Origin of the sequence: Streptomyces sp. NPDC006687 (genome assembly GCF_040636215.1) — a bacterium.
Taxonomy (GTDB): Bacteria; Actinomycetota; Actinomycetes; order Streptomycetales; family Streptomycetaceae; genus Streptomyces.
The window spans coordinates 89,209-113,919 of record NZ_JBEYJJ010000006.1 but is presented as its reverse complement, the minus strand read 5'-3'; the positions used below and the strand labels follow the sequence as shown (position 1 = coordinate 113,919).

Genomic DNA, 24,711 nt, shown 5'->3' with positions numbered 1-24,711 from the left:
TTTGGCGCCCTGGCCGGGTGGGGGCCGTCCGTTGGGCTGGGGCCCGGGCTTTGGGGCGGGGGCCCGGCCATTCGGGCGCAGGCCCGGCCATTCGGGCGCAGGCCCGGCCATTCGGGCGCAGGCCCAGCCGTTTCGGGCGCAGGCCCAGCCGTTTCGGGCGCAGGCCCGGCTTTGGGCGCAGGCCCGGGCTTTGGGCGCAGGCCCGGGCTTTGGGCGCAGGCCCGGGCTTTGGGCGCAGGCCCGGGCTTTGGGCGCGGGTGAGGTGCCCGGGTGTGGGGCCGGTGGGTGGCGGGTGCGGGTGGGGTGGGGTGCGGGTGGGGTGGGGTGCGGGTGGGGTGGGGTGCGGGTGGGCCGCTGCGCGGAGCTGCTCCCCGCCCCGCCCTTTCTCCGTTTCTCGGGGGCTCCGCCCCCGAACCCCCGCGCCTCCGGCCGGGCTGATGTGGCCGGGGCGGGTGGGAACGCCACAGGGGGTTCGGTGGGGTTAGCCCCCCTCGGCGGCGGCTGCCTGCCGGATGGTTCGGGGGTGGGGGGTCGGTGGAGGGTGGAGGGGTTGCTCGGACGGGATGAAGGCGGGGCAGGGGCATGGGGAAGCGTGGGGTTGGGGTCGTGTTGCTGGCGCCCGTCCGGGGGCGGGTGTGGCGGGAGCTGCTGTACCTGCTGGTGGGACTGCCGCTGAGCACGCTGTACTTCGGGCTCGCTATCGCCGGGCTGTCCGCCGGGGCCGGGCTGCTCTTGACCTTCGTCGGGGTTCCGGTCCTGGCGGGGGTGCTCGCGATGTGCCGGGGGTTCGGGCACGTGGAGCGGGCCCGGGTACGCGGCCTGCTGCGGGTTCCGGTAGGCGACCCCGCACCGGTACGCCCGGCGAAGCGCCCGCTGCCGGCCGGCGAGCCGGCTCCCGTACGGGCGGGGAAGCACGGCGTGGCGGCTGTGGTCGGGGCCCTGCTGAAGAGCGGGAGTGCCTGGCGGCATGTGTTGTACTCCGTGGTCCACTTTCCCTGGGCGGTGTTCTCCTTCTGCCTCGCCCTCACGCTGTGGAGCTACGGGTGGAGCATGTTGCTGTACCCGCTCTGGTTCTGGGTGTTCCCGGCCTTCACCGACCGGCCCGGGCTCCAGTTGTTCCAGAACGGCGACTACACCTTCTACCTCGACTCGCCCCTGGCCATCGGCGCCGCGAGTGCGCTCGGGCTCGGGTTCACGCTGCTGACGCCGTGGGTCGTCCGCGGGCTGGTGACCGTCGACCGGGTCATGGTCACCGGGCTGCTCGGCCCCTCCCGGCTGGACGAGCGGGTCAGCGCGCTGGAGTCCGGCCGCGGGGTCGCCGTCGACACCGCGGCGGCCGACCTGCGGCGCATCGAGCGGGACCTGCACGACGGGGCGCAGGCGCGGCTGGCGGCGCTGGCCATGGACCTGGGCCTGGCGAAGGAGAAGCTGGCCGAGGACCCGCGGGCCGCCGCCCGCCTGGTGGACGAGGCGCACGGGGAGGTCAAGATCGCCCTCCAGGAGCTGCGGGATCTGGCGCGGGGGATCCATCCCGCGGTGCTGACCGACCGGGGCCTGGACGCCGCGCTGTCGTCGGTGGCCGCGCGGTGCGCCGTCCCCGTACGGGTGCAGGTGGACCTGCCGGACCGGCCCGCGCCGGCCGTCGAGGGGATCGCGTACGCCACGGTGTCGGAGCTGCTGGAGGACGTCGGCCGCCACACCGGTGCGCGCAGCGCCCGGGTGGACGTATGGCGGTCCGGCGGACGGCTGAGGATCCGGGTCGCCGACGACGGCTGCGGCAGCGGCGCGCCGGCGGGGCTGGCCGAGCGGCTCGACGCGGTGGACGGCGTCCTGGCCGTGGACTCGGTGGACGGCCGTGGCACGAGGGTGACGGCCGAGCTCCCCTGGCGCGCCCGGCCCGCGTGACCGCCGCCCGTCCCAGCCGAACCGGAACCGGTGCTTCGGCTGGGATGCTGGCATGCCAGCGGGTATGCGAACGGGCGGGAGCTACACAACGTGGACAACAAGGTGCGGGTCGTCATCGCCGAGGATTCGGTGCTGCTCCGTGAGGGCCTGACGCGGCTGCTGACCGACCGGGGGCACGAGGTCGTGGCGGGCGTCGGGGATGCGGAGGCCCTGGTCAAGACGGTGGCGGAGCTGGCGGCCGAGGGGGCGCTGCCGGATGTGGTGGTGGCCGACGTACGGATGCCGCCGACGCACACCGACGAGGGCGTACGGGCCGCCGTCCAGCTGCGCCGCGCCTACCCGGGGATCGGGGTGCTCGTGCTGTCGCAGTACGTGGAGGAGCAGTACGCCACCGAACTGCTGGCCGGATCCACCACCGGGGTGGGCTACCTGCTCAAGGACCGTGTCGCCGACGTGCGCGAGTTCCTCGACGCCGTCGTCCGGGTCGCGGGGGGCGGTACGGCCCTGGATCCCGAGGTCGTCGCGCAGCTGCTGGGCCGCAGCCGCAAGCAGGACGTCCTGGCGGCGCTGACCCCGCGCGAGCGGGAGGTGCTCGGGCTCATGGCGGAGGGACGGACGAATTCCGCTGTAGCCAAGCAGCTCGTGGTGAGTGACGGGGCCGTGGAGAAGCACGTCAGCAATATCTTCATGAAGCTGGGCCTGTCTCCGAGCGACGGGGATCACCGGCGCGTTCTGGCGGTTCTGACCTACCTCAGGTCCTGATCGGCTGACAGTCTGTCAGTGAAGGCACGCGGCGGCGCCGCCGCACGACGGCCGGGTGATTTGGAATATTCACATAGAGCACGACGTCTGTCGGAGAGATCGCCCCGCCAGGGGCGGTCCATCATGCGGGCGCCCCAGGGACGGATCACGTCGCGGACGTAGGGTGGACCTTGGGAGTGAACGCCCGTGCCTCGAAGGAGGTCCAGTTCAGTGACCAGCCAGGTCAGTAGCCCGGCCGAGCAGGCCGACGGGGCCGGTGGGGCCATCGGTGAGCAGCGCGGCGCGCCTCACCCGGATGGCGCCGGCAAAGAGATCCGCCGTGTGGACCGGGTGATCATCCGTTTCGCGGGTGACTCGGGTGACGGTATGCAGCTGACGGGTGACCGTTTCACCTCGGAGACGGCGTCCTTCGGCAACGACCTCTCGACGCTGCCGAACTTCCCCGCCGAGATCCGCGCCCCTGCCGGAACCCTGCCCGGGGTGTCCTCGTTCCAGCTCCACTTCGCCGACCACGACATCCTCACCCCCGGCGACGCGCCGAACGTGCTGGTCGCGATGAACCCGGCCGCCCTGAAGGCCAACCTCGCGGACGTCCCGCGCGGCGCGGAGATCATCATCAACACCGACGAGTTCACCAAGCGCCCCATGGCCAAGGTCGGCTACGACACCTCCCCGCTGGAGGACGGCTCCCTCGACGCCTACAGCATCCACCAGGTGCCGCTGACGACGCTGACGGTGGAGGCGCTCAAGGACTTCGGCCTCAGCCGCAAGGAGGCCGAGCGCAGCAAGAACATGTTCGCCCTCGGGCTGCTCTCGTGGATGTACCACCGTCCCACGGAGGGCACGGAGAGCTTCCTGCGGCAGAAGTTCGCGAAGAAGCCGGAGATCGCCGAGGCGAACGTGGCGGCGTTCCGGGCGGGCTGGAACTTCGGCGAGACCACGGAGGACTTCGCCGTCTCCTACGAGGTCGCCCCCGCGACCGCCGCCTTCCCCACCGGCACCTACCGCAACATCTCCGGCAACCTGGCCCTGTCCTACGGCCTGATCGCCGCAGCCCAGCAGGCCGGCCTGCCGCTCTACCTGGGCTCCTACCCCATCACCCCGGCCTCGGACATCCTGCACGAGCTGTCGAAGCACAAGAACTTCGGCGTGCGCACCTTCCAGGCCGAGGACGAGATCGCCGGCATCGGCGCCGCCCTCGGGGCCGCCTTCGGCGGATCGCTCGCCGTCACCACCACCTCCGGGCCCGGCGTGGCGCTGAAGTCGGAGACCATCGGCCTGGCCGTCTCCCTGGAGCTGCCGCTGCTGATCGTGGACATCCAGCGCGGCGGCCCCTCGACCGGCCTGCCGACCAAGACCGAGCAGGCCGACCTCCTCCAGGCCATGTACGGCCGCAACGGCGAGGCGCCCGTCCCGGTCATCGCCCCCAGAACGGCCGCCGACTGCTTCGACGCGGCCCTGGAGGCCGCCCGGATCGCCCTGACGTACCGCACCCCGGTCTTCCTGCTCTCCGACGGCTACCTCGCCAACGGCTCCGAGCCCTGGCGGATCCCGGACGTGGCCGACCTCCCCGACCTGAGCGTGCAGTTCGCCACCGCCCCGAACCACCAGCTCGCGGACGGCACGGAGGTCTTCTGGCCCTACAAGCGCGACCCGCAGACCCTGGCCCGCCCCTGGGCCGTCCCCGGCACCGCGGGCCTGGAACACCGCATCGGCGGCATCGAGAAGCAGGACGGCACGGGCAACATCTCCTACGACCCGGCCAACCACGAACACATGGTCCGCACCCGCCAGGCCAAGATCGACGGCATCGACGTCCCCGACCTCGACGTCGACGACCCCGGCCACGGCGCCCGCACCCTCGTGCTCGGCTGGGGCTCCACGTACGGGCCGGTCACCGCCGCCGTCCGCCGCCTGCGCGCCGAGGGCCTCCCCATCGCCCAGGCCCACCTGCGCCACCTCAACCCCTTCCCGAGGAATCTCGGTGAGGTCCTGAAGCGTTACGACAAGGTAGTGGTGCCTGAGATGAACCTCGGGCAGCTGGCCACCCTGATCCGGGCGAAGTACTTGGTCGACGCCCAGTCGTACAACCAGGTCAACGGAATGCCCTTCAAGGCGGAGCAGCTCGCGACGGTTCTCAAGGAGGCCATCAATGACTGAGGTGACCGACGCCCCCAGCCTGTTGTCCCTGGTGCCGAAGGCCGGCGCCAAGCAGTCGATGAAGGACTTCAAGTCGGACCAGGAGGTCCGCTGGTGTCCTGGCTGCGGGGACTACGCCGTCCTCGCCGCCGTCCAGGGCTTCATGCCCGAGCTGGGCCTGGCCCGCGAGAACATCGTCTTCGTCTCCGGCATCGGCTGCTCCTCCCGCTTCCCGTACTACATGAACACCTACGGGATGCACTCCATCCACGGCCGCGCCCCCGCCATCGCCACCGGCCTGGCCACCTCCCGCCGCGACCTGTCGGTATGGGTCGTCACCGGCGACGGCGACGCGCTGTCCATCGGCGGCAACCACCTCATCCACGCCCTGCGCCGCAACGTCAACCTCAAGATCCTCCTGTTCAACAACCGGATCTACGGGCTGACCAAGGGCCAGTACTCGCCCACCTCCGAGCTGGGCAAGATCACCAAGTCCACGCCGATGGGCTCCCTCGACGCGCCCTTCAACCCGGTCTCCCTCGCCCTCGGCGCCGAGGCCGGCTTCGTGGCCCGCACCATCGACTCCGACCGCAAGCACCTCACCGAGGTCCTGCGCCAGGCGGCCGACCACCAGGGCACCGCCCTCATCGAGATCTACCAGAACTGCAACATCTTCAACGACGGCGCCTTCGAGGTCCTCAAGGACAACGAACAGGCCCAGGAGGCGGTGATCCGCCTCGAACACGGCAAGCCGATCCGCTTCGGCGCCGAGGGCCACAAGGGCGTGATCCGCAACCAGAGCACCGGCGACCTGGAGGTCGTCGCCGTCACCCCGGAGAACGAGGGACGGATCCTGGTCCACGACGCGCACGCGACCAGCCCCACCACCGCCTTCGCCCTCTCCCGCCTCGCCGACCCCGACACCCTCCACCACACCCCCATCGGCGTCTTCCGCGACACCGACCGCCCCGTCTACGACACGCTCATGGCCGAGCAGCTGGAGACGGCGGTCGACCAGCGGGGCAAGGGGGACCTGGCGACGCTGCTCGCCGGAAACGACACCTGGACCGTGGTCGGCTGAGCCGGGGCGGCTCGGCGACGGCATACGCGCCCGGATCCCGTTCCCCGGGGTCCGGGCGCGAGGTGTTCACGGGCCATGTCCGGCGGTGTCATGAGTATCTCCGTCGAACGGGCATGACAGCGCGCCGGTGCGGCGATACCGTCATGGGGTTGTCAGATTGGCCGGAAGTCGCACTGGAGGCCCCGTGAAGGCGGAGAACGAGCAGCGCACGGGTCTGCTCTACGGATTCGGCGCGTACGGGATGTGGGGGCTGGTCCCCCTGTTCTGGCCCCTGCTCATGCCGTCCGGGGCGATCGAGATCCTGGCCCACCGCATGGTCTGGTCGCTGGTCGTGGTCGCGATCGGGCTCCTCGCGCTCCGCCGCTGGCGCTGGATCGGCGAGCTGGTGCGCCAGCCCCGCAAGCTGGGGCTCACCGCGATCGCCGCGTCCGTGATCAGCGTGAACTGGGGTCTGTACATCTGGTCGGTCAACAACGGGCATGTCGTCGAGGCCAGCCTGGGCTACTTCATCAACCCGCTGGTCACCATCGCGCTGGGCGTGCTCGTCCTCGGGGAGCGGCTGCGGCGCGCCCAGTGGGCGGCCGTCGGCGTGGGCGTCGCGGCGGTGGTGGTACTGGCCGTCGGGTACGGGCGGCCGCCGTGGATCTCGCTGGCGCTGGCCTGCTCCTTCGCCGTCTACGGGCTGATCAAGAAGAAGCTGGCCATGGGCGGCCTGGAGTCGCTGACCGCCGAGACGGCTCTGCTCTTCCTGCCCGCGCTCGGCTATCTGCTGTGGCTGGGAGTGGAGGGCCGCTCCACCTTCACCTCACAGGGGCTCGGGCACTCCGCGCTGCTGGCCTCGACGGGGCTGGTCACGGCGGTGCCGCTGATCTGCTTCGGGGCCGCCGCGATCCGGGTCCCGCTGTCCACGCTGGGGCTGCTCCAGTACCTCGCCCCGGTGTTCCAGTTCGGGCTGGGCGTCGTCTACTTCCATGAGGCGATGCCGCCCGAGCGCTGGGCCGGCTTCGGGCTGGTCTGGGTGGCGCTGACCGTGCTGACCTGGGACGCGCTGCGGACCTCACACCGCTCCCGGGCCCGGCTCGCCGCGGCGGCGGCCGAGGCCGGGGCGCTGGCCGGAACCACGGCTGCCGCTTCCGCGCCGGCGCCGAGCCGCGAGCCCGCGTAACGACTCCCCCGGGCACGGCCCCACTGCCCCCTTACACCCCACGATCCCCGGTACGGACTTCCGCACCGGGGATCGTCCGCATTCCGAACCCCTTTGACCGGATCGCGCTCTTGACGGTCAGTCACCTTCTCGCTGAACATCGGCTCCCACTGGCGCTCGTACTGCCGAACGAACGCTCAGCTGCACGATTCCCGCACGTTCCGTCCCATCCCCAACGGATCATCCCCACGGAATCCCGGAGCCCCCACATGAGCCTGTCCGTCTCCCGGCGCCTGACCGCCGTGACCGCGATCGCGGTCGCCGGTCTGTTCGCCACCACCGCCACCACCACCGCCACCGCCTCCACCGCCACCACCGCGCCCCCCGCAGCGCCCGCCGCGGCCCCCGCCCTCGCCGCGCCGACGCCGCCCGACATCCCGCTGGCCAACGTCAAGGCGCACCTGTCGCAGCTGCAGTCCATCGCCACGGCCAACGGCGGCAACCGCGCCCACGGCCGCGCCGGCTACAAGGCGTCGATCGACTACGTGAAGGCCAAGCTGGACGCCGCCGGTTTCACCACCACCGTCCAGACCTTCACCTCCAGCGGCGCCACCGGCTACAACCTGATAGCCGACTGGCCGGGCGGCGACCCGAACTCGGTCCTGATGACCGGCGCGCACCTGGACTCGGTGACCGCGGGCCCCGGCGTCAACGACAACGGTTCGGGCTCCGCCGGCGTGCTGGAGGCGGCGCTGGCCGTCTCGCGTGCGCAGCTCCAGCCCACGAAGCACCTGCGCTTCGGCTGGTGGGGCGCCGAGGAACTCGGCATGGTCGGCTCGAAGTACTACGTCAACAGCCTGCCGGCGGCGGAGAAGTCGAAGATCTCCGGCTACCTGAACTTCGACATGATCGGCTCGCCGAACCCGGGCTACTTCGTCTACGACGACGACCCGACCCTGGAGCAGACGTTCAAGACGTACTTCGCGGGCCTGAACATACCCACGGAGATCGAGACCGAGGGTGACGGCCGCTCCGACCACGCCCCGTTCAAGAACGCGGGCATCCCGGTCGGCGGCCTGTTCTCCGGCGCCGACTACACCAAGACCTCCGCCCAGGCGCAGAAGTGGGGCGGCACCGCCGGCCGGCCCTTCGACGCCTGCTACCACTCCTCCTGCGACACCTCGGCGAACATCGACGACATCGCCCTGGACCACAACGCGGACGCCATCGCCTACGCGATCTGGAACCTCGGCGCGGGGACCCCGGTCCCGCCCGGCGCTTCCTTCGAGAACACCGCGGACGTGAACATCCCCGACTCCCCCGGCGCCGCGGCGACCTCGCCGGTCACCGTCTCGGGTGTGGCGGGCAACGCCCCGGCCACCACCAAGGTGGACGTGAACATCGTCCACACCTACCGCGGTGACCTGGTCATCGACCTGATCGCCCCCGACGGCACGGCGTACCGGCTGAAGAACTCCTCCAGCTCGGACTCCGCCGACAACGTGGTGGCGAGCTACACGGTGAACGCGTCCAGCGAGGTGGCCAACGGGGTCTGGAAGCTCCAGGTCAAGGACGTGGCGGCGCAGGACACCGGCTACATCAACAGCTGGAAGATCACCTTCTGACGGGTTCCTGGATGAGGACGCGGAGCTGCTGCGCGACGGCGGAGACATCCGCCCGGCCCAGCTTCGCGTCCTCCACCAGGTCGCCGAGCTCCTCGGGCGAGGGCAGCTGCTTGGCCCCGGCCACCCGCAGGTACGAGCGGGTGGCGGCGGCCGCGTAGAACTCGTTCATCGGGGATTCCAGCGCCGGGCACACGGCGAGGGTGTGCAGGAAGGCGGCGGCCCGCCAGGCGGTGTCGGGGGCGGGCTGCTCGGGCACCAGCACCAGGTCGTTCTGGTGCCGGGCGACGGCGGCGGCCACCCCGGAGGGGTCCCACACGGCGGGATCCGACGGCAGATGGTGGGCCAGCGCGGTCCAGGCCCACTCCATGGTGATCTTCAATGGCCGAACCGCTCCTGGAAGTAGCCCCAGTGGTCCGCGAACTCCTCTATGCCGGAGAGGAAGTTGCTCCGGTCCTCGTCGAGTTCGCGTTCGGTGACCTCGGTGATCAGCGCGGTGACCGTCGTCCCCAACGCCGCCGCGCGCGCCTTGAGGCGGTCGTGGAACTCTTCGTCCAGGCGGATGGTGACGTGTCTCGACATGCCCTTCACGGTACAGCGGGCGCGCTGTACGCAGCAGGGGAACGGGACAAGGGTGGCCCGGGACACATGTCCCGGGCCACCCTGTCGTGTGCTCCCCGCGGCTACCGCGCCGAGTCGGCCGTCTTCACCAGCTGGTCCTTGGTGACCGCGCCGACGTAGACCTTGCCGTCGTCCGTGATGAGCGCGTTGACCAGACGGGTCGACAGGATGCGGCCCTCGCCGAACTTCCCGTGGACCTTGTCCCCGAGGGAGTTCAGGAACTGCTTGGCCTCCTTCGGGGCGTTCTTGTCGTTCTCGACGTCCTTGAGGCTCCGGCCCGCGCCGGAGTCGATCCGCGCGACCGTCGCCCAGCCCTCGCCGAGCACCTTGACGTCGCCCTTGCCGTGCTGCCCCCCGGTCAGACCGCCGAAGCCGGGCAGGGACCGCAGCGCCTTGAACCGCTCGTCGTCCGCGCCGCCCTTGGCGCCCTTGCCCTCCAGGCCGGGGTGCGAGCCCTCGGTGACCTTGGCGCCCTTGGGCGGGGTGAAGGCGAAGGTGCCGGCGGCCGGCTTGCCGAAGTCCACCTGGGTGAAGCCGGCTTCGGCGATCGGCTTGCCGCCCTGGCTGGACAGCAGCTGGACCCGCAGCGGTACGCCGTTCCCGGCGTCGACCGCGATCTGGACGGAACCGACGGTGGAGCCGCTCTGCTTGGGCTTCAGCACCAGCTGGTAGGCGTCGCGGCCGGCGATCTGGGCGGTGTCGCCCACGCTGACGTCGGTGGTCGGACCGGCCTCCTTGAGGATGTCCTGCGCGATCTGCTGCGGGGACGCCGCGAGCTTGCCGGCGGGCCCGCCGTCCTGGCCGGGGCTGCCGGCCTTGTCGTGGAACGCCTCCTTGGACTTGCTGTCGTAGCCCCAGACGTCGGCACCGTTGTGGACGAGGGTGTACTCGTCCTTGCCGTCGAGGAAGGTGAGCTTCTGGCGGTCCGGGCCGTCCGCCGCGACGCGCACGGTGTGCGTGCCGTTCGCCAGCTGCGCGATCTTGTCCTCGGGGTTCGCGGAGCCGCCCGTCACCCCGCGGCCGCCCAGCAGTCCGGTGGCCAGGGTGGGCAGGCCCAGATCCGTGGTGATCTTGGCGCTGCCGGACAGCTGCTGCACATCGGAGGCCGCGATCTTCTCGATCAGCTGCTGCGCCGTCACCTTGGGCAGGTCCGGACTGCCCGCGGTGGCGAAGGCCGGGACCATCGCGGCGGTCGCCGCGGCCACCGCGGCCACCGCGACCGGTACGGCGTAGCGCGCGGCCTTGCGCGCGGTCTTCGTGTTCGCTGCCATCTCAGAGCCCTGCCCTCTTGTCTGGGCGGCGACCGTTGTCGCCGCACTCACCCGATCCGGTGGGGTTTCGATGGATCCATCTGACCAAAACGGCGGGCGGCAGGCGTCAGTCCCCGGGATCAACTCCGCGTACGACCGTGGGATGACACGGGACGGGCCCCTCCCCTCCCGACCCGTAGGGGTCGCGGAGGGCGAGGGGCCCGTCGGGCGGTGTCAGGGGCGGCGGCTCAGCCGGCGCGGTGGACCACCGCGTCGCACAGCTCCTCCAGGGCGGCCTTGGCGAAGCAGTCCGGCAGCGGGGCGAGCATGGCGCGGGCGGCCTGCGCGTACTCGATGGTGTCGCGGCGGGCCTGCTCCAGCGCAGGGTGCACCCGCAGCCGGGAGAGCACCTCGGCGTGCCGGGCGTCGTCCGTGAGGTCGCCGTCCAGCAGGCGGACGAGCTCCAGGTCCTCCTCGCGCCCCTCGCGCTCGGCCGTCTCCCGCAGCCGCAGCACGGGCAGCGTCGGGATGCCCTCGCGCAGGTCGGTGCCCGGGGTCTTGCCCGACTCGTGCGAGTCGGAGGCGATGTCGAGGACGTCGTCGGCCAGCTGGAAGGCGGTGCCCAGGCGCTCGCCGTACTGGGTCAGGATGTCCACGACCGACTCGTCGGCCCCCGACATCATCGCGCCGAAGCGGCCCGAGACGGCGATGAGGGAGCCGGTCTTGCCGGCGATGACGTCCAGGTAGTGGGCGACCGGGTCACGGCCGTCGCGCGGACCGGCCGTCTCCAGGATCTGGCCCGTCACCAGCCGCTCGAACGCCTCGGCCTGGACGCGTACGGCTTCCGGACCGAGGTCCGCGAGGATGTGCGACGCACGGGCGAACAGGAAGTCACCCGTCAGGACCGCCACCGAGTTGCCCCAGCGGGTGTTCGCGCTCTCCACCCCGCGGCGGACGTCCGCCTCGTCCATGACGTCGTCGTGGTAGAGCGTGGCCAGGTGCGTGAGCTCCACGACCACCGCGGAGGGCACGATCCCGGGCGCGTACGGGTCACCGAACTGCGCCGCGAGCATCACCAGCAGTGGCCGGAACCGCTTGCCCCCGGCGCGCACCAGGTGCTGGGCGGCCTCGGTGATGAAGGGGACTTCGCTCTTGGTGGCCTCCAGCAGACCCGCTTCGACAGCGGCCAGTCCGGCCTGGACATCGGCCTCAAGAGCCTGGTCCCGCACGCTCAGTCCGAACGGCCCGACGACGGTCACGAGGGGTACTCCTGTCTGCTGACGATCCGATGACGATCACATGGATTGTCAATGTGTCGCTGCCATCACTCAAGCCAGCGTATCGGGTCTGTTTTCGATCACGCAGAGCACCTGCCCGGCGGTCGTCCGGCGGGCCTCCGGCGGATCCGCGCGCCCTGCCCGATGTGCCCCGGTATGTTCGGTGACGGTACGAAAATGCTGATCGACGGAGACGGACCACCTGGACCCCATGATCATCCGCACCGAGTTCCCGTACGCCACCACCCGCGAGGATGTCCGGATCCCGATGTCCGACGGGGTGGAGCTCCACGCCCGCGTCTGGCGCCCGGTGACGGACGAGCCCGTCCCCGCCCTGCTGGAGTACCTCCCCGGCCGGCTGACCGACTGGACCGCCCCCCGCGACGCGCAGCGCCACCCCTGGTACGCCGGGCACGGTTACGCCTCCGTTCGGGTGGACGTGCGCGGCCACGGGTGCAGCGGAGGGCGCCCCGCTGACGCGTACGGCGTGCGGGAGCCCGCCGACGGGGTCGCGGTCGTCGCATGGCTGGCGGCGCAGCCGTGGTGCACCGGCGCGGTCGGCATGTCCGGCCTCTCCTGGGGCGGCTACGACAGCCTCCGGATCGCCGCCCTCGCCCCGGAGGCCCTCAAGGCGGTGGTCACCGTCTGCGCCCCCGACGACCGCTTCGACCACGGCGTCCACTCCCTGGGCGGCTCGGTCCAGGCCGAGGGCACGCACGCCCGGTCGGCCGCCCTGCTCGCCCTCGCCGCCCTGCCCCCGGACCCGCTGTACGCCGGGGACGGCTGGCGGGCCCAGTGGCTGGACCGGCTGGAGGGCCTGGCACCGCCGGCGCACACCTGGCTCGCGCACCAGACCCGCGACGACCACTGGAGCCGGGGCAGCGTGGACCACGGGGCGCTCCGCGCGGCGGTCCTCGCGGTGGGCGGCTGGCACGACCCCTACCGGGACAGCGTGCTGCGCCTGGTCTCGGCCCTGCCCGCCGGCCGGGTCCGGGGCCTGATCGGCCCCTGGTCGCACCAGTACCCGGACCGCGCCCTTTCGCCCGGCCCGGCGATCGGCTTCCTCCAGGAGACCCTGCGCTGGTGGGACCACTGGCTGAAAGGCGACGACACGGGGGTCATGGACGAACCGCTCCTGCGCGTCTGGATCAGCGACGCGCACCCGCCGGCCACCACCTGCGAGGAGGTCCCGGGCCGCTGGACCGCCGAGTGGACCTGGCCCTCCCCCTCGGTCGTCCCCGTCTCGTACGGGCTCCAGGGCGCCCCGGTGACCGTGGCCTCACCGCAGCACACCGGGCTGGACGCCGGCCGCCTCCTGCCCTGCGGCGGTGACGCCGACCTGCCGCCGGACCAGCGGGAGGAGGACGCGAAGTCGGCCTGCTTCGAGTTCCCGGTGGCGGCCGAGCCGGTGGAGGTCCTGGGCCGGCCCTCGGTCACCCTGCGGCTGCGGATGGACGTCCCGTACGGGCAGGCCGTGGCCCGGCTGTGCGACGTGGCCCCCGACGGGTCCTCCACCCTGGTGACCCGGGGCGCGCTGAACCTCTCCGCGCGCCGGGGGCGGTCGCGGGCGGTGCCGTGGCCCGCCGGCGCCTGGGAGGACGTCACCTTCGAGCTGAGCGGCACCGGCCACCGCTTCCCGCCCGGCCACCGCATCCGCCTGTCCCTCTCGTCGGCGTACTGGCCGTGGATCTGGCCGCGGGCCGGGTCGGAGGCGGGCTGGATCCTCGACCCGGCGGGCAGCACCCTCGAACTCCCGGTCCGCGCCACTTCCGATGCCGCCGACGGGATCGTCTTCGAGGCCCCGGAGCAGGCGCGGCCGCTGCTGGTCTCCTCCCCCGCCACCCTGGACGAGCCGCCCCCGGAGCGGCTCGTCGTACGGGACGTCGCGCGGGGCACCTGGCGCCTGGAGGTGAACCCCCGCTACGGGGGCACGCGGGTGTACCCGGACGGGCTGGAGTACACGCGGGAGGCGGCCGAGACGTACGGGATCCAGCAGTCGGACCCCCTCTCCGCCCGCACCCGTTCCGACTGGCGGATCCGGGTCCACCGGCCGGAACGGGGCTGGGACGTCAGCGTCGAGACCCACTCGGAGATCACCTGCGACGAGGGCGGCTTCCTCACGTCGGACGAGGTGGTGTGCCGCGAGGCGGACGAGATCGTCTACCACCGCACCTGGCAGCGCCGCCTCCCGCGCGCGGCGGGGTGAAACGGGGCCCCGGTCACCCGTAGAGCCGCTCCAGGACCACCGCGATGCCGTCCGCCTCGTTCGACAGGGTCACCTCGTCCGCCACCGCGACGAGTTCCCGGTGGGCGTTGGCCATGGCCACGCCGTAGCCCGCCCAGGCGAACATCGGGACGTCGTTCGGCATGTCGCCGAAGGCGATCGTCGCCGACGCGGCCACCCCCAGCGCTTCGGCCGCCCGCGCCAGGCCGCTCGCCTTGTCGATGCCCGGCGGCTGGAGTTCCACCGTGTGCTCGCCGGCCATCGTGACGTTCACCAGGTCGCCCACCACCGCCCGCGCCACCCGCGTCAGCTCGTCGTCGTCCAGCCGCGGATGCTGGAGCAGCACCTTCGTGATCGGGGCGGACCACAGGTCCCCCCGCTTCGGTACGCGGACCGTCGGCAGGTGCGGGTGCCACATGCGGTAGCCGGGCCCTATCAGCATCTCCGCGGCCAGGCCCTCCTGGTTGACGGCCGTGTACACCTCGCCGATCTCCGCCTCGATCTTGCCGAGGGCCACCTCGGCCAGCCCCCGGTCCATGGAGACGGAGTGCAGCAGCAGTCCGCGCGCCGCGTCGTACACCTGCGCGCCCTGCCCGCACACCGCGAGCCCTGTGTACCCCAGGTCGTCGAGGACGTGCAGGATCTGCGGGACCGGGCGGCCGGTGACGACGATGTGGCGGGCGCCGGCCGCGCGCGCCGTCGCGAGGGCCGTGCAGGAGCGGGCGGAGACGGTGTCACCGGCGCGCAGCAGAGTCCCGTCCAGGTCGGTGGCGATCAAGGCATAGGGGAGGGCGGAAGTCACGGCGCCAAGGATACGGACCCCTTTGGACAAGTCCTACAAATAGCGCCCGAATCCGGCCTCCCACAGACCCCACCTGCCACGTAACGTGTCAACGAGCTCCCCGGTCCCTCAGGCCACCCCCGGGACACCCCCGGCCGTGTCGAAAGCGAGGCAGTACCCCATGCCGCAGCAGAGCCCCCTCGATGTCCCCGAGGGCGACCCGTTCGGGCCGCACAACCTCCCGTACGGCGTCTTCTCCACCCCGGACGAGCCGCAGCGCCGCCGGGTCGGTGTGCGGATCGGCGGGCACGTGCTCGACGCGGGGGCCGTGGCCCTCGCCCTCGGGTCCCCGTACGCCGGGCTGCTCGCCCAGGGTTCGCTCAACCCGCTGCTGGCCGCCGGCCGCACCGCCTGGCGCGACGTGCGCCGCGCGCTGACCGCCTGGGTCACCGACCCGGGCCACCGCGGGACGGTCGAGCCGCACCTGCTGCCGCTGGACGGCGTCGAGCTGCACCTTCCGTACGAGGTCGCCGACTACGTCGACTTCTACGCCAGCGAGCACCACGCCACCAACGTGGGCCGCATCTTCCGCCCGGACGGTGACGCGCTCACCCCCAACTGGAAGCACCTGCCGATCGGTTACCACGGCCGCTCCGGCACGATCGTGGTCTCCGGCACGGACGTGGTCCGCCCCTCCGGGCAGCGCAAGGCCCCGGCCGACCCGGCGCCGGTCTTCGGCCCGTCCGTCAAGCTGGACATCGAGGCCGAGGTGGGCTTCGTCGTCGGCACCCCCTCGGAGCTGGGCCGTCCCGTGGCCCTCGGGGACTTCGAGGAGCACGTCTTCGGGCTCTTCCTCCTCAACGACTGGTCGGCGCGCGACATCCAGGCGTGGGAGTACGTGCCGCTCGGCCCCTTCCTCGGCAAGTCCTTCGCCACCTCCGTCTCCGCCTGGGTGACCCCCCTGGAGGCCCTGGACGCGGCCCGGGTGGCCCCGCCCGCCCGGGACTTCCCGCTCCTGCCCTACCTGGACGACTCCGCCACCGACCGCCCCGGCGGCTTCGACCTGCGCATCACCGTCTCCATCAACGGCCAGGAGGTGGCCCGGCCGCCGTTCGCCACCATGTACTGGACCGCCGCCCAGCAGCTGGCGCACATGACCGTCAACGGTGCCTCCCTGCGCACCGGCGACGTCTTCGGCTCCGGCACCGTCAGCGGCCCCGAGGTGGACCAGCGCGGCTCGCTGCTGGAGCTCACCTGGAACGGCCGCGACGCGATCGAGCTCGCGGACGGCAAGCGGACCTTCCTGGAGGACGGGGACACCGTCACCCTCACCGCCTGGGCCCCGGGCCCGGACGGCACGCGGGTCGGCCTCGGCGAGGTCACCGGCCGCATCACGGGCACCCGCTAGCCGGCACCTGGACGGCCGCACCCCGTCCGGGTCGGCCGGGTGGCGGGCGGCGGGCGGGGCGGTGACGCTGCCTGCATGGTCTCTCCCGCGGGCAGACTCGCCCCCCTCGCCCTCGCGGCCGCCGTGACGCTGGCGGCCGCGCCGTCCGCTCCGGCGGCCGCCGCCCCCTCGTCCCGGACGACGCCCTCCGCCCAACTGGCCCTGGCCTACCGGGCGACCGCCAGGTACCACCGGCACAGCGCCGGCGTCGCCGCCGGGTACGTGCCCGACCAGTACTGCGTCGTGGACCCGAACGGCGGTCCCGGCGCGCTCGGTTACCCGCACTTCAACCACGCCTACGACGGCTCCCTGGACCCGGCGAAGCCCACCGCCCTGCTCTACGAGGGTGACGGCAAGGGCCACTGGAGCCTGGCGGGCCTCGAATGGATGGTCGTCGACAAGGACGGCCGCACCGACACCGACGACGACCGGCCCAGCCTCTTCGGCCAGCCCTTCAAGGGGCCGCTGCCCGCCCGCTACAAGGGACAGAAGGTGCACTACTCGCTGCACCTGTGGCTGTGGAAGGACAACCCGTCCGGCCGCTTCGAGCCGTTCAACCCCAAGGTCGCCTGCCGTCCCGGCACCACCCGCCCCCGCCCCGTCGCCCCCGCGGCCCCCGCCGCCGCAACCGCGCCTGCCGCTGTGGCCGCGCCCGCCCCCGCACCGGCGGCCACCTCCCCGTAGCCCTCCCCGTTCGGCGGCGCCCGTTCGGCGGCCCGCCGCGTGCACGGCCCGCACCCCGCCGGGATGGTGGAACGACAGCCCCCCGGGGACCGCCGAACAGCAGGAGCTTCCATGCCCGTAGCCCGCGCCCTCAAGGCCCTGTCCGCCTGTGCCCTCGTCGGCGCGTCCGTCGCCCTGGCGACCCTCCCCTCGGCGCACGCCGTGGACGGCCCGGCCCCCGACCCGCACAACGCGCAGGCGATGCGCGACATGGCCACGGCCATGGCGGTGACCGCCAAGTACGTGGACGAGCGGGAGGCGATCAAGGACGGATACGTCCCGCACGGCCAGGAGTGCATGACCAACCCCTTCGGGGCCGGCGCCATGGGCTACCACTACGTCAAGGAGGCCAACTGGGGTTCGAAGGACCCCGCCAGGCCGACCGCTCTCCTCTACAGCACGGAGAAGGACCGCAACGGCCGCCGCCGGCTCCAGACTGTGGAGTGGATGTCGGCCGACCGGGACCAGGACCTGAAGACCACCGACGACCGGCCGACCATGTTCGGCCTGCCCTTCGACGGGCCGATGCCCGGCCACTGGGCCGGCATGCCCAAGCACTACGACCTGCACATGTGGGCGTACAAGGACAACCCGGCGGGCCGTTTCCACAACTGGAACACCGCCCTGAAGTGCCCCGGCAAGACCGCGCCCAACCCGATGCACGCCGACCACGGATAGGGCGCCCCCCGACGCGACAGGGCCCGGCTCCCCCGAGGGGAAGCCGGGCCCACGGCCGTCCGCGCCGGGCCGGCTCAGCGCACGAAGGTGCTCGCCTGTCCCGCCAGGTCCAGGAAGTACTGCGGCGCGAGCCCCAGCACCAGGGTGACGGCGACACCGACCGCGATCGTGGTCATGGTCAGCGGCGAGGGCACCGCCACCGTCGGCCCGTCGGCCTTCGGCTCGCTGAAGAACATCAGCACGATCACCCGGATGTAGAAGAACGCGGCAATCGCCGACGAGATCACACCGACCACGACCAGCGCCCCGGCCCCGCCCTCCGCGGCCGCCTTGAACACGGCGAACTTCCCGGAGAAGCCCGAGGTCAGCGGGATGCCGGCGAAGGCCAGCAGGAACACCGCGAACACGGCCGCGGTGAGCGGCGAACGCCGCCCGAGCCCGGCCCACTTCGACAGGTGCGTGGCCTCGCCGCCCGCGTCGCGCACCAGCGTCACCACCGCGAAGGCGCCGATGGTGACGAAGGAGTAGGCGCCCAGGTAGAAGAGGACGGACTGCACGCCCTCCGCCGACGTGGCGATCACACCGGCCAGGATGAACCCGGCGTGCGCGATCGAGGAGTACGCCAGCAGCCGCTTCACGTCGGTCTGGGTCACGGCGATCACCGCGCCCGCCAGCATGGTGACGATCGCGACGCCCCACATCACCGGCCGCCAGTCCCAGCGCAGCCCGGGCAGGACCACGTAGAGCAGGCGCAGCAGGGCGCCGAAGGCGGCCACCTTGGTGGCGGCGGCCATGAAGCCGGTCACGGGGGTGGGGGCGCCCTGGTAGACGTCCGGGGTCCACATGTGGAAGGGGACCGCGCCGACCTTGAACAGCAGGCCCATCAGGATCAGCGCACCGCCGATCAGCAGCAGCGCGTCGTTGCCCATGGTGGAGGCGAGCGCCGGGTCGACGGTGGCGACCGTGCCGTCCACCACGTCCGCGATCACGGCGTACGAGACGGAGCCCGCGTAGCCGTAGAGCAGGGCGATGCCGAAGAGCAGGAACGCCGAGGAGAAGGCGCCGAGCAGGAAGTACTTGACGGCCGCCTCCTGCGACATCAGCCGCTGGCGGCGGGCGAGGGCGCAGAGCAGGTAGAGCGGGAGGGAGAAGACCTCCAGCGCGATGAACAGGGTCAGCAGGTCGTCGGCCGCCGGGAAGATCAGCATCCCCGAGACGGCGAACAGGGCCAGCGGGAACACCTCGGTGGTGGTGAACCCGGCCTTGACGGCGGCCTTCTCGCTGTCGCTGCCCGGTACGGACGCGGCCTGGGCGGCGAAGGAGTCCACCCGCTCGCCGTGCGCCCTGGGGTCGAGGCGGCGCTCGGCGAAGGTGAAGACGGCCACGAGGGAGGACAGCAGGATGGTGCCCTGGAGGAACAGCGCCGGGCCGTCGACGGCGAGGGCGCCCATGGCCGCGATGTGCGCCTTGGTGCCGGCGTAGCCGCCGGCCGCGAGGGCGACGACCGCCGCGAAGGCCGAGGCCAGCGCGGCGACGGCGAGGAACACCTGGACGTAGTAACGGGACCTGCGCGGGACGAACGCCTCGACGAGGACGCCCAGGACGGCCGCGCCCACCACGATCAGCGTCGGCGCGAGCTGCGCGTACTCGATGTGCGGGGCCGGGATCCTCTCGGCCGGTCCGTTGGCCGCCAGCGTCAGCAGGCTCTGGGCAGCAGTCGCGGCGCTCACTTGACCGCCTCCCCGTTCTTCGCTTCGACGGCGACCTCAGGCTTGGGGTCCGTCTTCTTCACGTCCGACAGCGTGTGCTGCACCGACGGGTTGACGATGTCCGTCAGCACCTTGGGGTAGACGCCCAGCCCGATCAGCAGCGCGATCAGCGGGACGACCACCAGCAGCTCCCGCGGGCGCAGGTCCGGCAGGGTGCGGACCTCCTCCTTGACGGGGCCGGTCATGGTCCGCTGGTAGAGGACCAGGGTGTACAGGGCGGCCAGCACGATGCCGACGGTGGCGATGACGCCGACGACCGGGTACCGGGCGAAGGTGCCGACGAGGACCAGGAACTCGCTGACGAAGGGCGCCAGTCCCGGCAGGGACAGGGTGGCGAGGCCGCCGATGAGGAAGGTGCCGGCGAGGACCGGGGCCACCTTCTGCACGCCGCCGTAGTCGGCGATGAGCCGGGAGCCGCGCCGGGAGATCAGGAAGCCGGCGACCAGCATCAGCGCCGCCGTGGAGAGCCCGTGGTTGACCATGTACAGCGTCGCGCCCGACTGGCCCTGGGAGGTCATCGCGAAGATGCCCAGGATGATGAAGCCGAAGTGGGAGATCGACGCGTACGCCACCAGCCGCTTGATGTCCCGCTGGCCGACCGCGAGCAGCGCGCCGTAGACGATGCTGATCAGGGCCAGGACGAGGATCACGGGGGTGGCCCACTTGCTGGCCTCGGGGAAGAGCCCGAGGCAGAAGCGGAGCATCGCGAAGGTGCCGACCTTGTCGACGACCGCGGTGATCAGGACGGCCACCGGTGCCGTGGCCTCGCCCATCGCGTTCGGCAGCCAGGTGTGCAGCGGCCACAGCGGGGCCTTCACCGCGAAGGCGAAGAAGAAGCCGAGGAAGAGCAGGCGCTCGGTGCCGGTCGCCATGGACAGGGTGCCGGCGGCGCGGGCGGTGGTGATCTCCTGGAGGGAGAAGGTCCCGGCGACCACGTACAGCCCGATGACGGCGGCCAGCATGATCAGGCCGCCGACCAGGTTGTACAGGAGGAACTTGACGGCCGCGTACGAGCGCTGGGCGGCGGCGTTCTCGTCGCTGCCGGCGTGGGCGCGGTCCCCGAAGCCGCCGATGAGGAAGTACATCGGGATGAGCATGGCTTCGAAGAAGATGTAGAAGACGAAGACGTCGGTGGCCTCGAAGGAGATCACCACCATGGCCTCGACCATCAGGATCAGGGCGAAGAAGCCCTGGGTGGGACGCCAGCGCGAGGACGAGGTCTCCAGGGGGTCGGCGTCGTGCCAGCCGGCCCCGATGACGAAGGGGATCAGCAGCGCGGTGAGCGCGATGAGCACCACCCCGATGCCGTCCACGCCCAGTTCGTAGCGGACGCCGAAGTCGGGGATCCAGGCGTGCGATTCGGTGAGCTGGAAGCGCTCGCCGCGGGGGTCGAAGCGGACGGCGACGAGTACGGCCAGGGCCAGGGTCGCCAGGGAGAACAGCAGCGCGAGCCACTTGGCGGCGGTCCGCTGCTTGGCCGGGACGGCGGCGGTGAGGACCGCGCCGGCCGCGGGGAGCGCGGCCGTCACCGTCAGAAGCGGGAAGGTCATGTCACACCGCCCTCATCAGCAGGGTCGCGGCGACGAGGATCGCCGTGCCCCCGAACATGGAGACCGCGTAGCTGCGGGCGTAGCCGTTCTGCAGCTTGCGCAGCCGGCCCGAGAGCCCGCCGACCGAGGCGGCCGTCCCGTTGACCACTCCGTCGACCAGGCTGTGGTCGACGTACACGAGCGAGCGGGTCAGGTGCTCCCCGCCGCGCACGAGGACGACGTGGTTGAAGTCGTCCTGGTACAGGTCGCGGCGGGCCGCCCGGGTGAGGAACGAGCCGCGCGGGGCGGTGACGGGGACGGGCTTGCGCCCGTACACCGACCAGGCGAGGGCGACGCCGACGGCGAGGACGGCCATCGTGGACAGGGTCACCGTCAGGGCGCCGACCGGCGGGTTTCCGTGTTCGTACCCGGTGACCGGCTCCAGCCACTTCAGGAAGCGGTCGCCGATCGCGAAGAAGCCGCCCGCGAAGACCGAGCCGAAGGCCAGCACGATCATCGGGAGGGTCATGGACTTCGGGGACTCGTGCGGGTGCGGCATCGAACCGGCCTCGTGCTCGGCGGCCGGCTCGGCGCTGGGCGCCCGGTCGGCGTCCGGGGCGGGCTGCCAGCGCTTCTCGCCGAAGAAGGTGAGGAGCATGACGCGGGTCATGTAGAAGGCGGTGATGCCCGCGCCCAGCAGGGCCGCGCCGCCGAGGATCCAGCCCTCGGTGCCGCCCTTCGCGAAGGCCGCCTCGATGATCTTGTCCTTGGAGAAGAAGCCCGACAGGCCCGGGAAGCCGATGATGGCGAGGTAGCCGAGCCCGAAGGTGACGAAGGTGATCGGCATGTACTTGCGCAGGCCGCCGTACTTGCGCATGTCCACCTCGTCGTTCATCCCGTGCATGACGGAACCCGCGCCGAGGAAGAGGCCGGCCTTGAAGAAGCCGTGCGTCACCAGGTGCATGATCGCGAAGACGTAGCCGATGGGGCCGAGGCCCGCGGCGAGGACCATGTAGCCGATCTGCGACATGGTCGAACCGGCGAGGGCCTTCTTGATGTCGTCCTTGGCGCAACCGACGATCGCACCGAAGAGCAGCGTGACCGCGCCGACGACGGTGACCACCAGCTGGGCGTCCGGCGCGCCGTTGAAGATCGCGCCCGAGCGGACGATCAGGTACACGCCCGCGGTGACCATGGTCGCCGCGTGGATCAGGGCCGAGACCGGGGTCGGGCCCTCCATCGCGTCACCGAGCCAGGACTGGAGCGGCACCTGGGCCGACTTGCCGCAGGCGGCCAGCAGCAGCATCAGGCCGATCGCCGTCAGCGTGCCCTCCGAGGTCTTCCCGACACTGGCCAGGACCGGGCCGAAGGTGAAGGTCCCGAAGGTGGTGAACATGATCATGATGGCGATGGACAGGCCCATGTCGCCGACCCGGTTGACCAGGAACGCCTTCTTCGCGGCGGTGGCCGCGCTGGGCTTGTGCTGCCAGAAGCCGATCAGGAGGTACGAGGCGAGGCCGACGCCCTCCCAGCCGAAGTACAGCAGCAGGTAGTTGTCGGCGAGGACGAGCAGCAGCATCGCCGCGACGAACAGGTTGAGGTAGCCGAAGAAACGGCGGCGGCGCTCGTCGTGCTCCATGTACCCGATGGAGTACACGTGGATGAGCGTGCCCACCCCGGAGATCAGCAGGACGAAGGTCATCGACAGCTGGTCGAGCTGGAAGGCGAAGTCCGCCTGGAAGCCCTCCACGGGCACCCAGCTGAACAGGTACTGATGCAGGGTGCGGTCCTCGGCTCCGCGCCCCAGCATGCCGGCGAAGAGGACCACGCCGATGCCGAAGGAGACCGCGGCGAGCACGGTCCCGAGCCAGTGGCCGGCCTTGTCGAGGCGCCGGCCGCCGCACAGCAGCACCGCCGCCCCGAGCAGGGGCACGCCCACCAGCAGCGCAATCAGATTCTCCACGGTGAAGGCCCCTTACAGCTTCATCAGGCTGGCGTCGTCGACCGAGGCCGAGTGGCGGGTACGGAACAGCGACACGATGATCGCGAGGCCCACCACGACCTCCGCGGCGGCGACGACCATCGTGAAGAAGGCGATGATCTGGCCGTCGAGGTTGCCGTGCATCCGGGAGAAGGCGACGAACGCGAGGTTGCAGGCGTTGAGCATCAGCTCGACGCACATGAACAGCACGATCGCGTTGCGCCGGATGAGGACGCCCGTCGCGCCGATCGTGAACAGCAGGGCGGCCAGGTACAGGTAGTTGACCGGGTTCACTTCGATGCCTCCTCTCGGGAGTCGCGGCCCAGACGCTCCGAGGAGCGCTGCTCCAGCGCCTTGAGGTCGTCCAGCGCCTCGCTGGACACGTCGCGGATCTGGCCGCGGGCACGGAGCGTCTTGTTGACGGTCAGCTCCGACGGGGTGCCGTCGGGCAGCAGGCCGGCGATGTCCACCGCGTTGTGCCGGGCGTAGACGCCGGGGGCCGGGAGCGGCGGGAGCTGGACGCCCTCGCGGACGCGCTTCTCGGCGAGCTCGCGCTGGGTGGCGGCCCGCTCGGTGCGCTCGCGGTGGGTGAGCACCATCGCACCGACGGCCGCCGTGATCAGCAGGGCGCCGGTGATCTCGAAGGCGAAGATGTAGCGGGTGAAGATCAGCCGGGCCAGTCCCTCGACGTGGCCCGCGGAGTTGACCTGGCCGAGGCCGTTGAAGTGGGTCAGCTTCGCGTTGGCGAGGCCCGCGATCAGCAGGATGCCGAAGCCGAGCCCGCACAGGACGGCCAGCCAGCGCTGTCCCTTGATGGTCTCCTTCAGCGAGTCCGCCGCCGTGACGCCGACGAGCATGACCACGAAGAGGAACAGCATCATGATGGCGCCGGTGTAGACGACGACCTGGACCACGCCCAGGAAGTACGCCCCGTTGGCGAGGTAGAACACCGCGAGGACGATCATCGTCCCCGCCAGGCACAGGGCGCTGTGCACGGCCTTCTTCATCAGGATGGTGCACAGCGCGCCGATGACGGCGACGGTGCCCAGCACCCAGAACTGGACGGCTTCACCGGTGGACGTCGTGGTGGCGGCGGCCGCGGTGGTCAGCAGGGCGCTCATCGGCCGCCCGCCTTCGGCGCGGCGGGCTCGGTGGGCCCGAAGGTGGACGCGGCCTCCTGCGGGCCCTCGCCCTTGGAAACCGCCGCCTGCCGCTCGGTCCCGGGCGCGGCGCCCGTGACCAGACCCCGGTAGTAGTCCTGCTCGTCCGTGCCCGGGTACATCGCGTGCGGGCTGTCGACCATGGAATCGGTCAGGCCGGCGAGGAGCTGTTCCTTGGTGTAGATCAGCGACTCGCGGCTGGCGTCGGCCAGTTCGAACTCGTTCGTCATCGTCAGCGCCCGCGTCGGGCACGCCTCGATGCAGAGCCCGCACAGGATGCAGCGGGCGTAGTTGATCTGGTAGACCCGCCCGTACCGCTCGCCCGGGGAGTAGCGCTCCTCCTCGGTGTTGTCCGCGCCCTCCACGTAGATGGCGTCGGCGGGACAGGCCCAGGCGCACAGCTCGCAGCCGATGCACTTCTCCAGACCGTCGGGGTGCCGGTTGAGCTGGTGCCTTCCGTGGAAGCGCGGAGCGGTGGTCTTCTCCTGCTCCGGGTACTGCTCGGTGAGGCGCTTCTTGAACATGGCCTTGAAGGTCACGCCGAAGCCGGCCACCGGGTTCTGCCACTGCTCGTTCTTCTCTTGCTTCGCGTGCTTCTCGTGCTTCTCGTCAGACACG

21 protein-coding genes are annotated in these 24,711 nt (G+C 71.7%); 10 read left to right on the top strand and 11 right to left on the bottom strand.

Going from position 1 to position 24,711, the window contains the following annotated elements:
* Positions 1-609: 609 nt before the first annotated feature.
* The 6 genes from ABZ716_RS09890 (at position 610) to ABZ716_RS09865 (ending at position 8,656) form a co-directional block, all read left to right on the top strand.
* Positions 610-1,905, top strand: a complete 1,296-nt coding sequence (locus tag ABZ716_RS09890) for a sensor domain-containing protein (RefSeq protein ID WP_358958129.1) — start codon at positions 610-612, stop codon at positions 1,903-1,905.
* Positions 1,906-2,007: 102 nt separating this feature from the next.
* Positions 2,008-2,667, top strand: a complete 660-nt coding sequence (locus tag ABZ716_RS09885) for a response regulator transcription factor (protein ID WP_358958127.1) — start codon at positions 2,008-2,010, stop codon at positions 2,665-2,667.
* A gap of 210 nt (positions 2,668-2,877) precedes the next feature.
* Positions 2,878-4,827, top strand: coding sequence for a 2-oxoacid:acceptor oxidoreductase subunit alpha (locus ABZ716_RS09880; protein ID WP_358812049.1), 1,950 nt, complete (start codon positions 2,878-2,880; stop codon positions 4,825-4,827).
* 1 nt (position 4,828) lies between these two features.
* The gene (locus ABZ716_RS09875; protein ID WP_358958125.1) at positions 4,829-5,887 is read left to right on the top strand and encodes a 2-oxoacid:ferredoxin oxidoreductase subunit beta; all 1,059 of its coding nucleotides are present in this window, start codon (positions 4,829-4,831) and stop codon (positions 5,885-5,887) included.
* 184 nt (positions 5,888-6,071) lie between these two features.
* On the top strand, positions 6,072-7,052 hold the full coding sequence (gene rarD, locus ABZ716_RS09870; RefSeq protein WP_358957953.1) for an EamA family transporter RarD: 981 nt from the start codon (positions 6,072-6,074) through the stop codon (positions 7,050-7,052).
* Between the two features lie 248 nt (positions 7,053-7,300).
* A complete protein-coding gene (locus ABZ716_RS09865; RefSeq protein ID WP_358957950.1) occupies positions 7,301-8,656 on the top strand; it encodes a M28 family metallopeptidase in 1,356 nt (451 codons plus the stop codon).
* On the opposite strand, the gene ABZ716_RS09860 is transcribed toward ABZ716_RS09865, so the two are convergent.
* The 4 genes from ABZ716_RS09860 to ABZ716_RS09845 all read right to left on the bottom strand — a co-directional run bounded on the left by ABZ716_RS09860 (position 8,646) and on the right by ABZ716_RS09845 (position 11,783).
* Positions 8,646-9,035 (bottom strand): hypothetical protein, encoded by a 390-nt coding sequence (locus tag ABZ716_RS09860; protein ID WP_351878528.1) that lies wholly within the window; start codon positions 9,033-9,035, stop codon positions 8,646-8,648. The genes ABZ716_RS09865 and ABZ716_RS09860 overlap by 11 nt on opposite strands.
* On the bottom strand, positions 9,032-9,235 hold the full coding sequence (locus ABZ716_RS09855; RefSeq protein WP_351878531.1) for a ribbon-helix-helix domain-containing protein: 204 nt from the start codon (positions 9,233-9,235) through the stop codon (positions 9,032-9,034). Before ABZ716_RS09855 ends, ABZ716_RS09860 begins: the two co-directional genes overlap by 4 nt.
* A gap of 101 nt (positions 9,236-9,336) precedes the next feature.
* Entirely contained in the window at positions 9,337-10,545 is a 1,209-nt protein-coding gene (locus ABZ716_RS09850) for a DUF2092 domain-containing protein (protein ID WP_358957948.1), read from the bottom strand.
* 227 nt (positions 10,546-10,772) lie between these two features.
* Positions 10,773-11,783 carry a polyprenyl synthetase family protein gene (locus ABZ716_RS09845; RefSeq protein ID WP_358812044.1) on the bottom strand — a complete coding sequence of 337 codons (1,011 nt, stop codon included), beginning with the start codon at positions 11,781-11,783 and terminating at the stop codon, positions 10,773-10,775.
* Positions 11,784-12,012: 229 nt separating this feature from the next.
* Between ABZ716_RS09845 and ABZ716_RS09840 the strand changes: the two genes are divergently transcribed.
* A complete protein-coding gene (locus tag ABZ716_RS09840; RefSeq protein ID WP_358957945.1) occupies positions 12,013-14,007 on the top strand; it encodes a CocE/NonD family hydrolase in 1,995 nt (664 codons plus the stop codon).
* A 13-nt stretch (positions 14,008-14,020) separates the two neighbouring features.
* On the opposite strand, the gene ABZ716_RS09835 is transcribed toward ABZ716_RS09840, so the two are convergent.
* Positions 14,021-14,827, bottom strand: coding sequence for an HAD family hydrolase (locus tag ABZ716_RS09835; protein WP_358812042.1), 807 nt, complete (start codon positions 14,825-14,827; stop codon positions 14,021-14,023).
* Between the two features lie 160 nt (positions 14,828-14,987).
* Between ABZ716_RS09835 and fahA the strand changes: the two genes are divergently transcribed.
* From fahA to ABZ716_RS09820, 3 genes are all read left to right on the top strand, one after another.
* Positions 14,988-16,214, top strand: coding sequence for a fumarylacetoacetase (fahA, locus tag ABZ716_RS09830; RefSeq protein ID WP_358957942.1), 1,227 nt, complete (start codon positions 14,988-14,990; stop codon positions 16,212-16,214).
* 75 nt (positions 16,215-16,289) lie between these two features.
* The gene (locus ABZ716_RS09825) at positions 16,290-16,937 is read left to right on the top strand and encodes a hypothetical protein (RefSeq protein ID WP_358957940.1); all 648 of its coding nucleotides are present in this window, start codon (positions 16,290-16,292) and stop codon (positions 16,935-16,937) included.
* A gap of 111 nt (positions 16,938-17,048) precedes the next feature.
* On the top strand, positions 17,049-17,654 hold the full coding sequence (locus ABZ716_RS09820) for a hypothetical protein (RefSeq protein WP_358957938.1): 606 nt from the start codon (positions 17,049-17,051) through the stop codon (positions 17,652-17,654).
* Positions 17,655-17,728: 74 nt separating this feature from the next.
* On the opposite strand, the gene nuoN is transcribed toward ABZ716_RS09820, so the two are convergent.
* From nuoN to nuoI, 6 genes are read right to left on the bottom strand one after another with little or no spacing between them, the layout of a single operon-like run.
* Entirely contained in the window at positions 17,729-19,384 is a 1,656-nt protein-coding gene (gene nuoN / locus ABZ716_RS09815; RefSeq protein ID WP_358812039.1) for an NADH-quinone oxidoreductase subunit NuoN, read from the bottom strand.
* Entirely contained in the window at positions 19,381-20,973 is a 1,593-nt protein-coding gene (locus tag ABZ716_RS09810; RefSeq protein ID WP_358812038.1) for an NADH-quinone oxidoreductase subunit M, read from the bottom strand. Before ABZ716_RS09810 ends, nuoN begins: the two co-directional genes overlap by 4 nt.
* A 1-nt stretch (position 20,974) precedes the next feature.
* Positions 20,975-22,915, bottom strand: a complete 1,941-nt coding sequence (gene nuoL / locus ABZ716_RS09805; protein ID WP_358957935.1) for an NADH-quinone oxidoreductase subunit L — start codon at positions 22,913-22,915, stop codon at positions 20,975-20,977.
* Positions 22,916-22,927: 12 nt separating this feature from the next.
* Positions 22,928-23,227, bottom strand: a complete 300-nt coding sequence (gene nuoK / locus ABZ716_RS09800; RefSeq protein ID WP_030027720.1) for an NADH-quinone oxidoreductase subunit NuoK — start codon at positions 23,225-23,227, stop codon at positions 22,928-22,930.
* On the bottom strand, positions 23,224-24,054 hold the full coding sequence (locus tag ABZ716_RS09795; protein ID WP_351878565.1) for an NADH-quinone oxidoreductase subunit J: 831 nt from the start codon (positions 24,052-24,054) through the stop codon (positions 23,224-23,226). Before ABZ716_RS09795 ends, nuoK begins: the two co-directional genes overlap by 4 nt.
* Positions 24,051-24,710: an NADH-quinone oxidoreductase subunit NuoI gene (gene nuoI / locus ABZ716_RS09790; protein WP_358957932.1), complete on the bottom strand. Its 660-nt coding sequence runs from the start codon at positions 24,708-24,710 to the stop codon at positions 24,051-24,053. Before nuoI ends, ABZ716_RS09795 begins: the two co-directional genes overlap by 4 nt.
* Position 24,711: the final 1 nt, after the last annotated feature.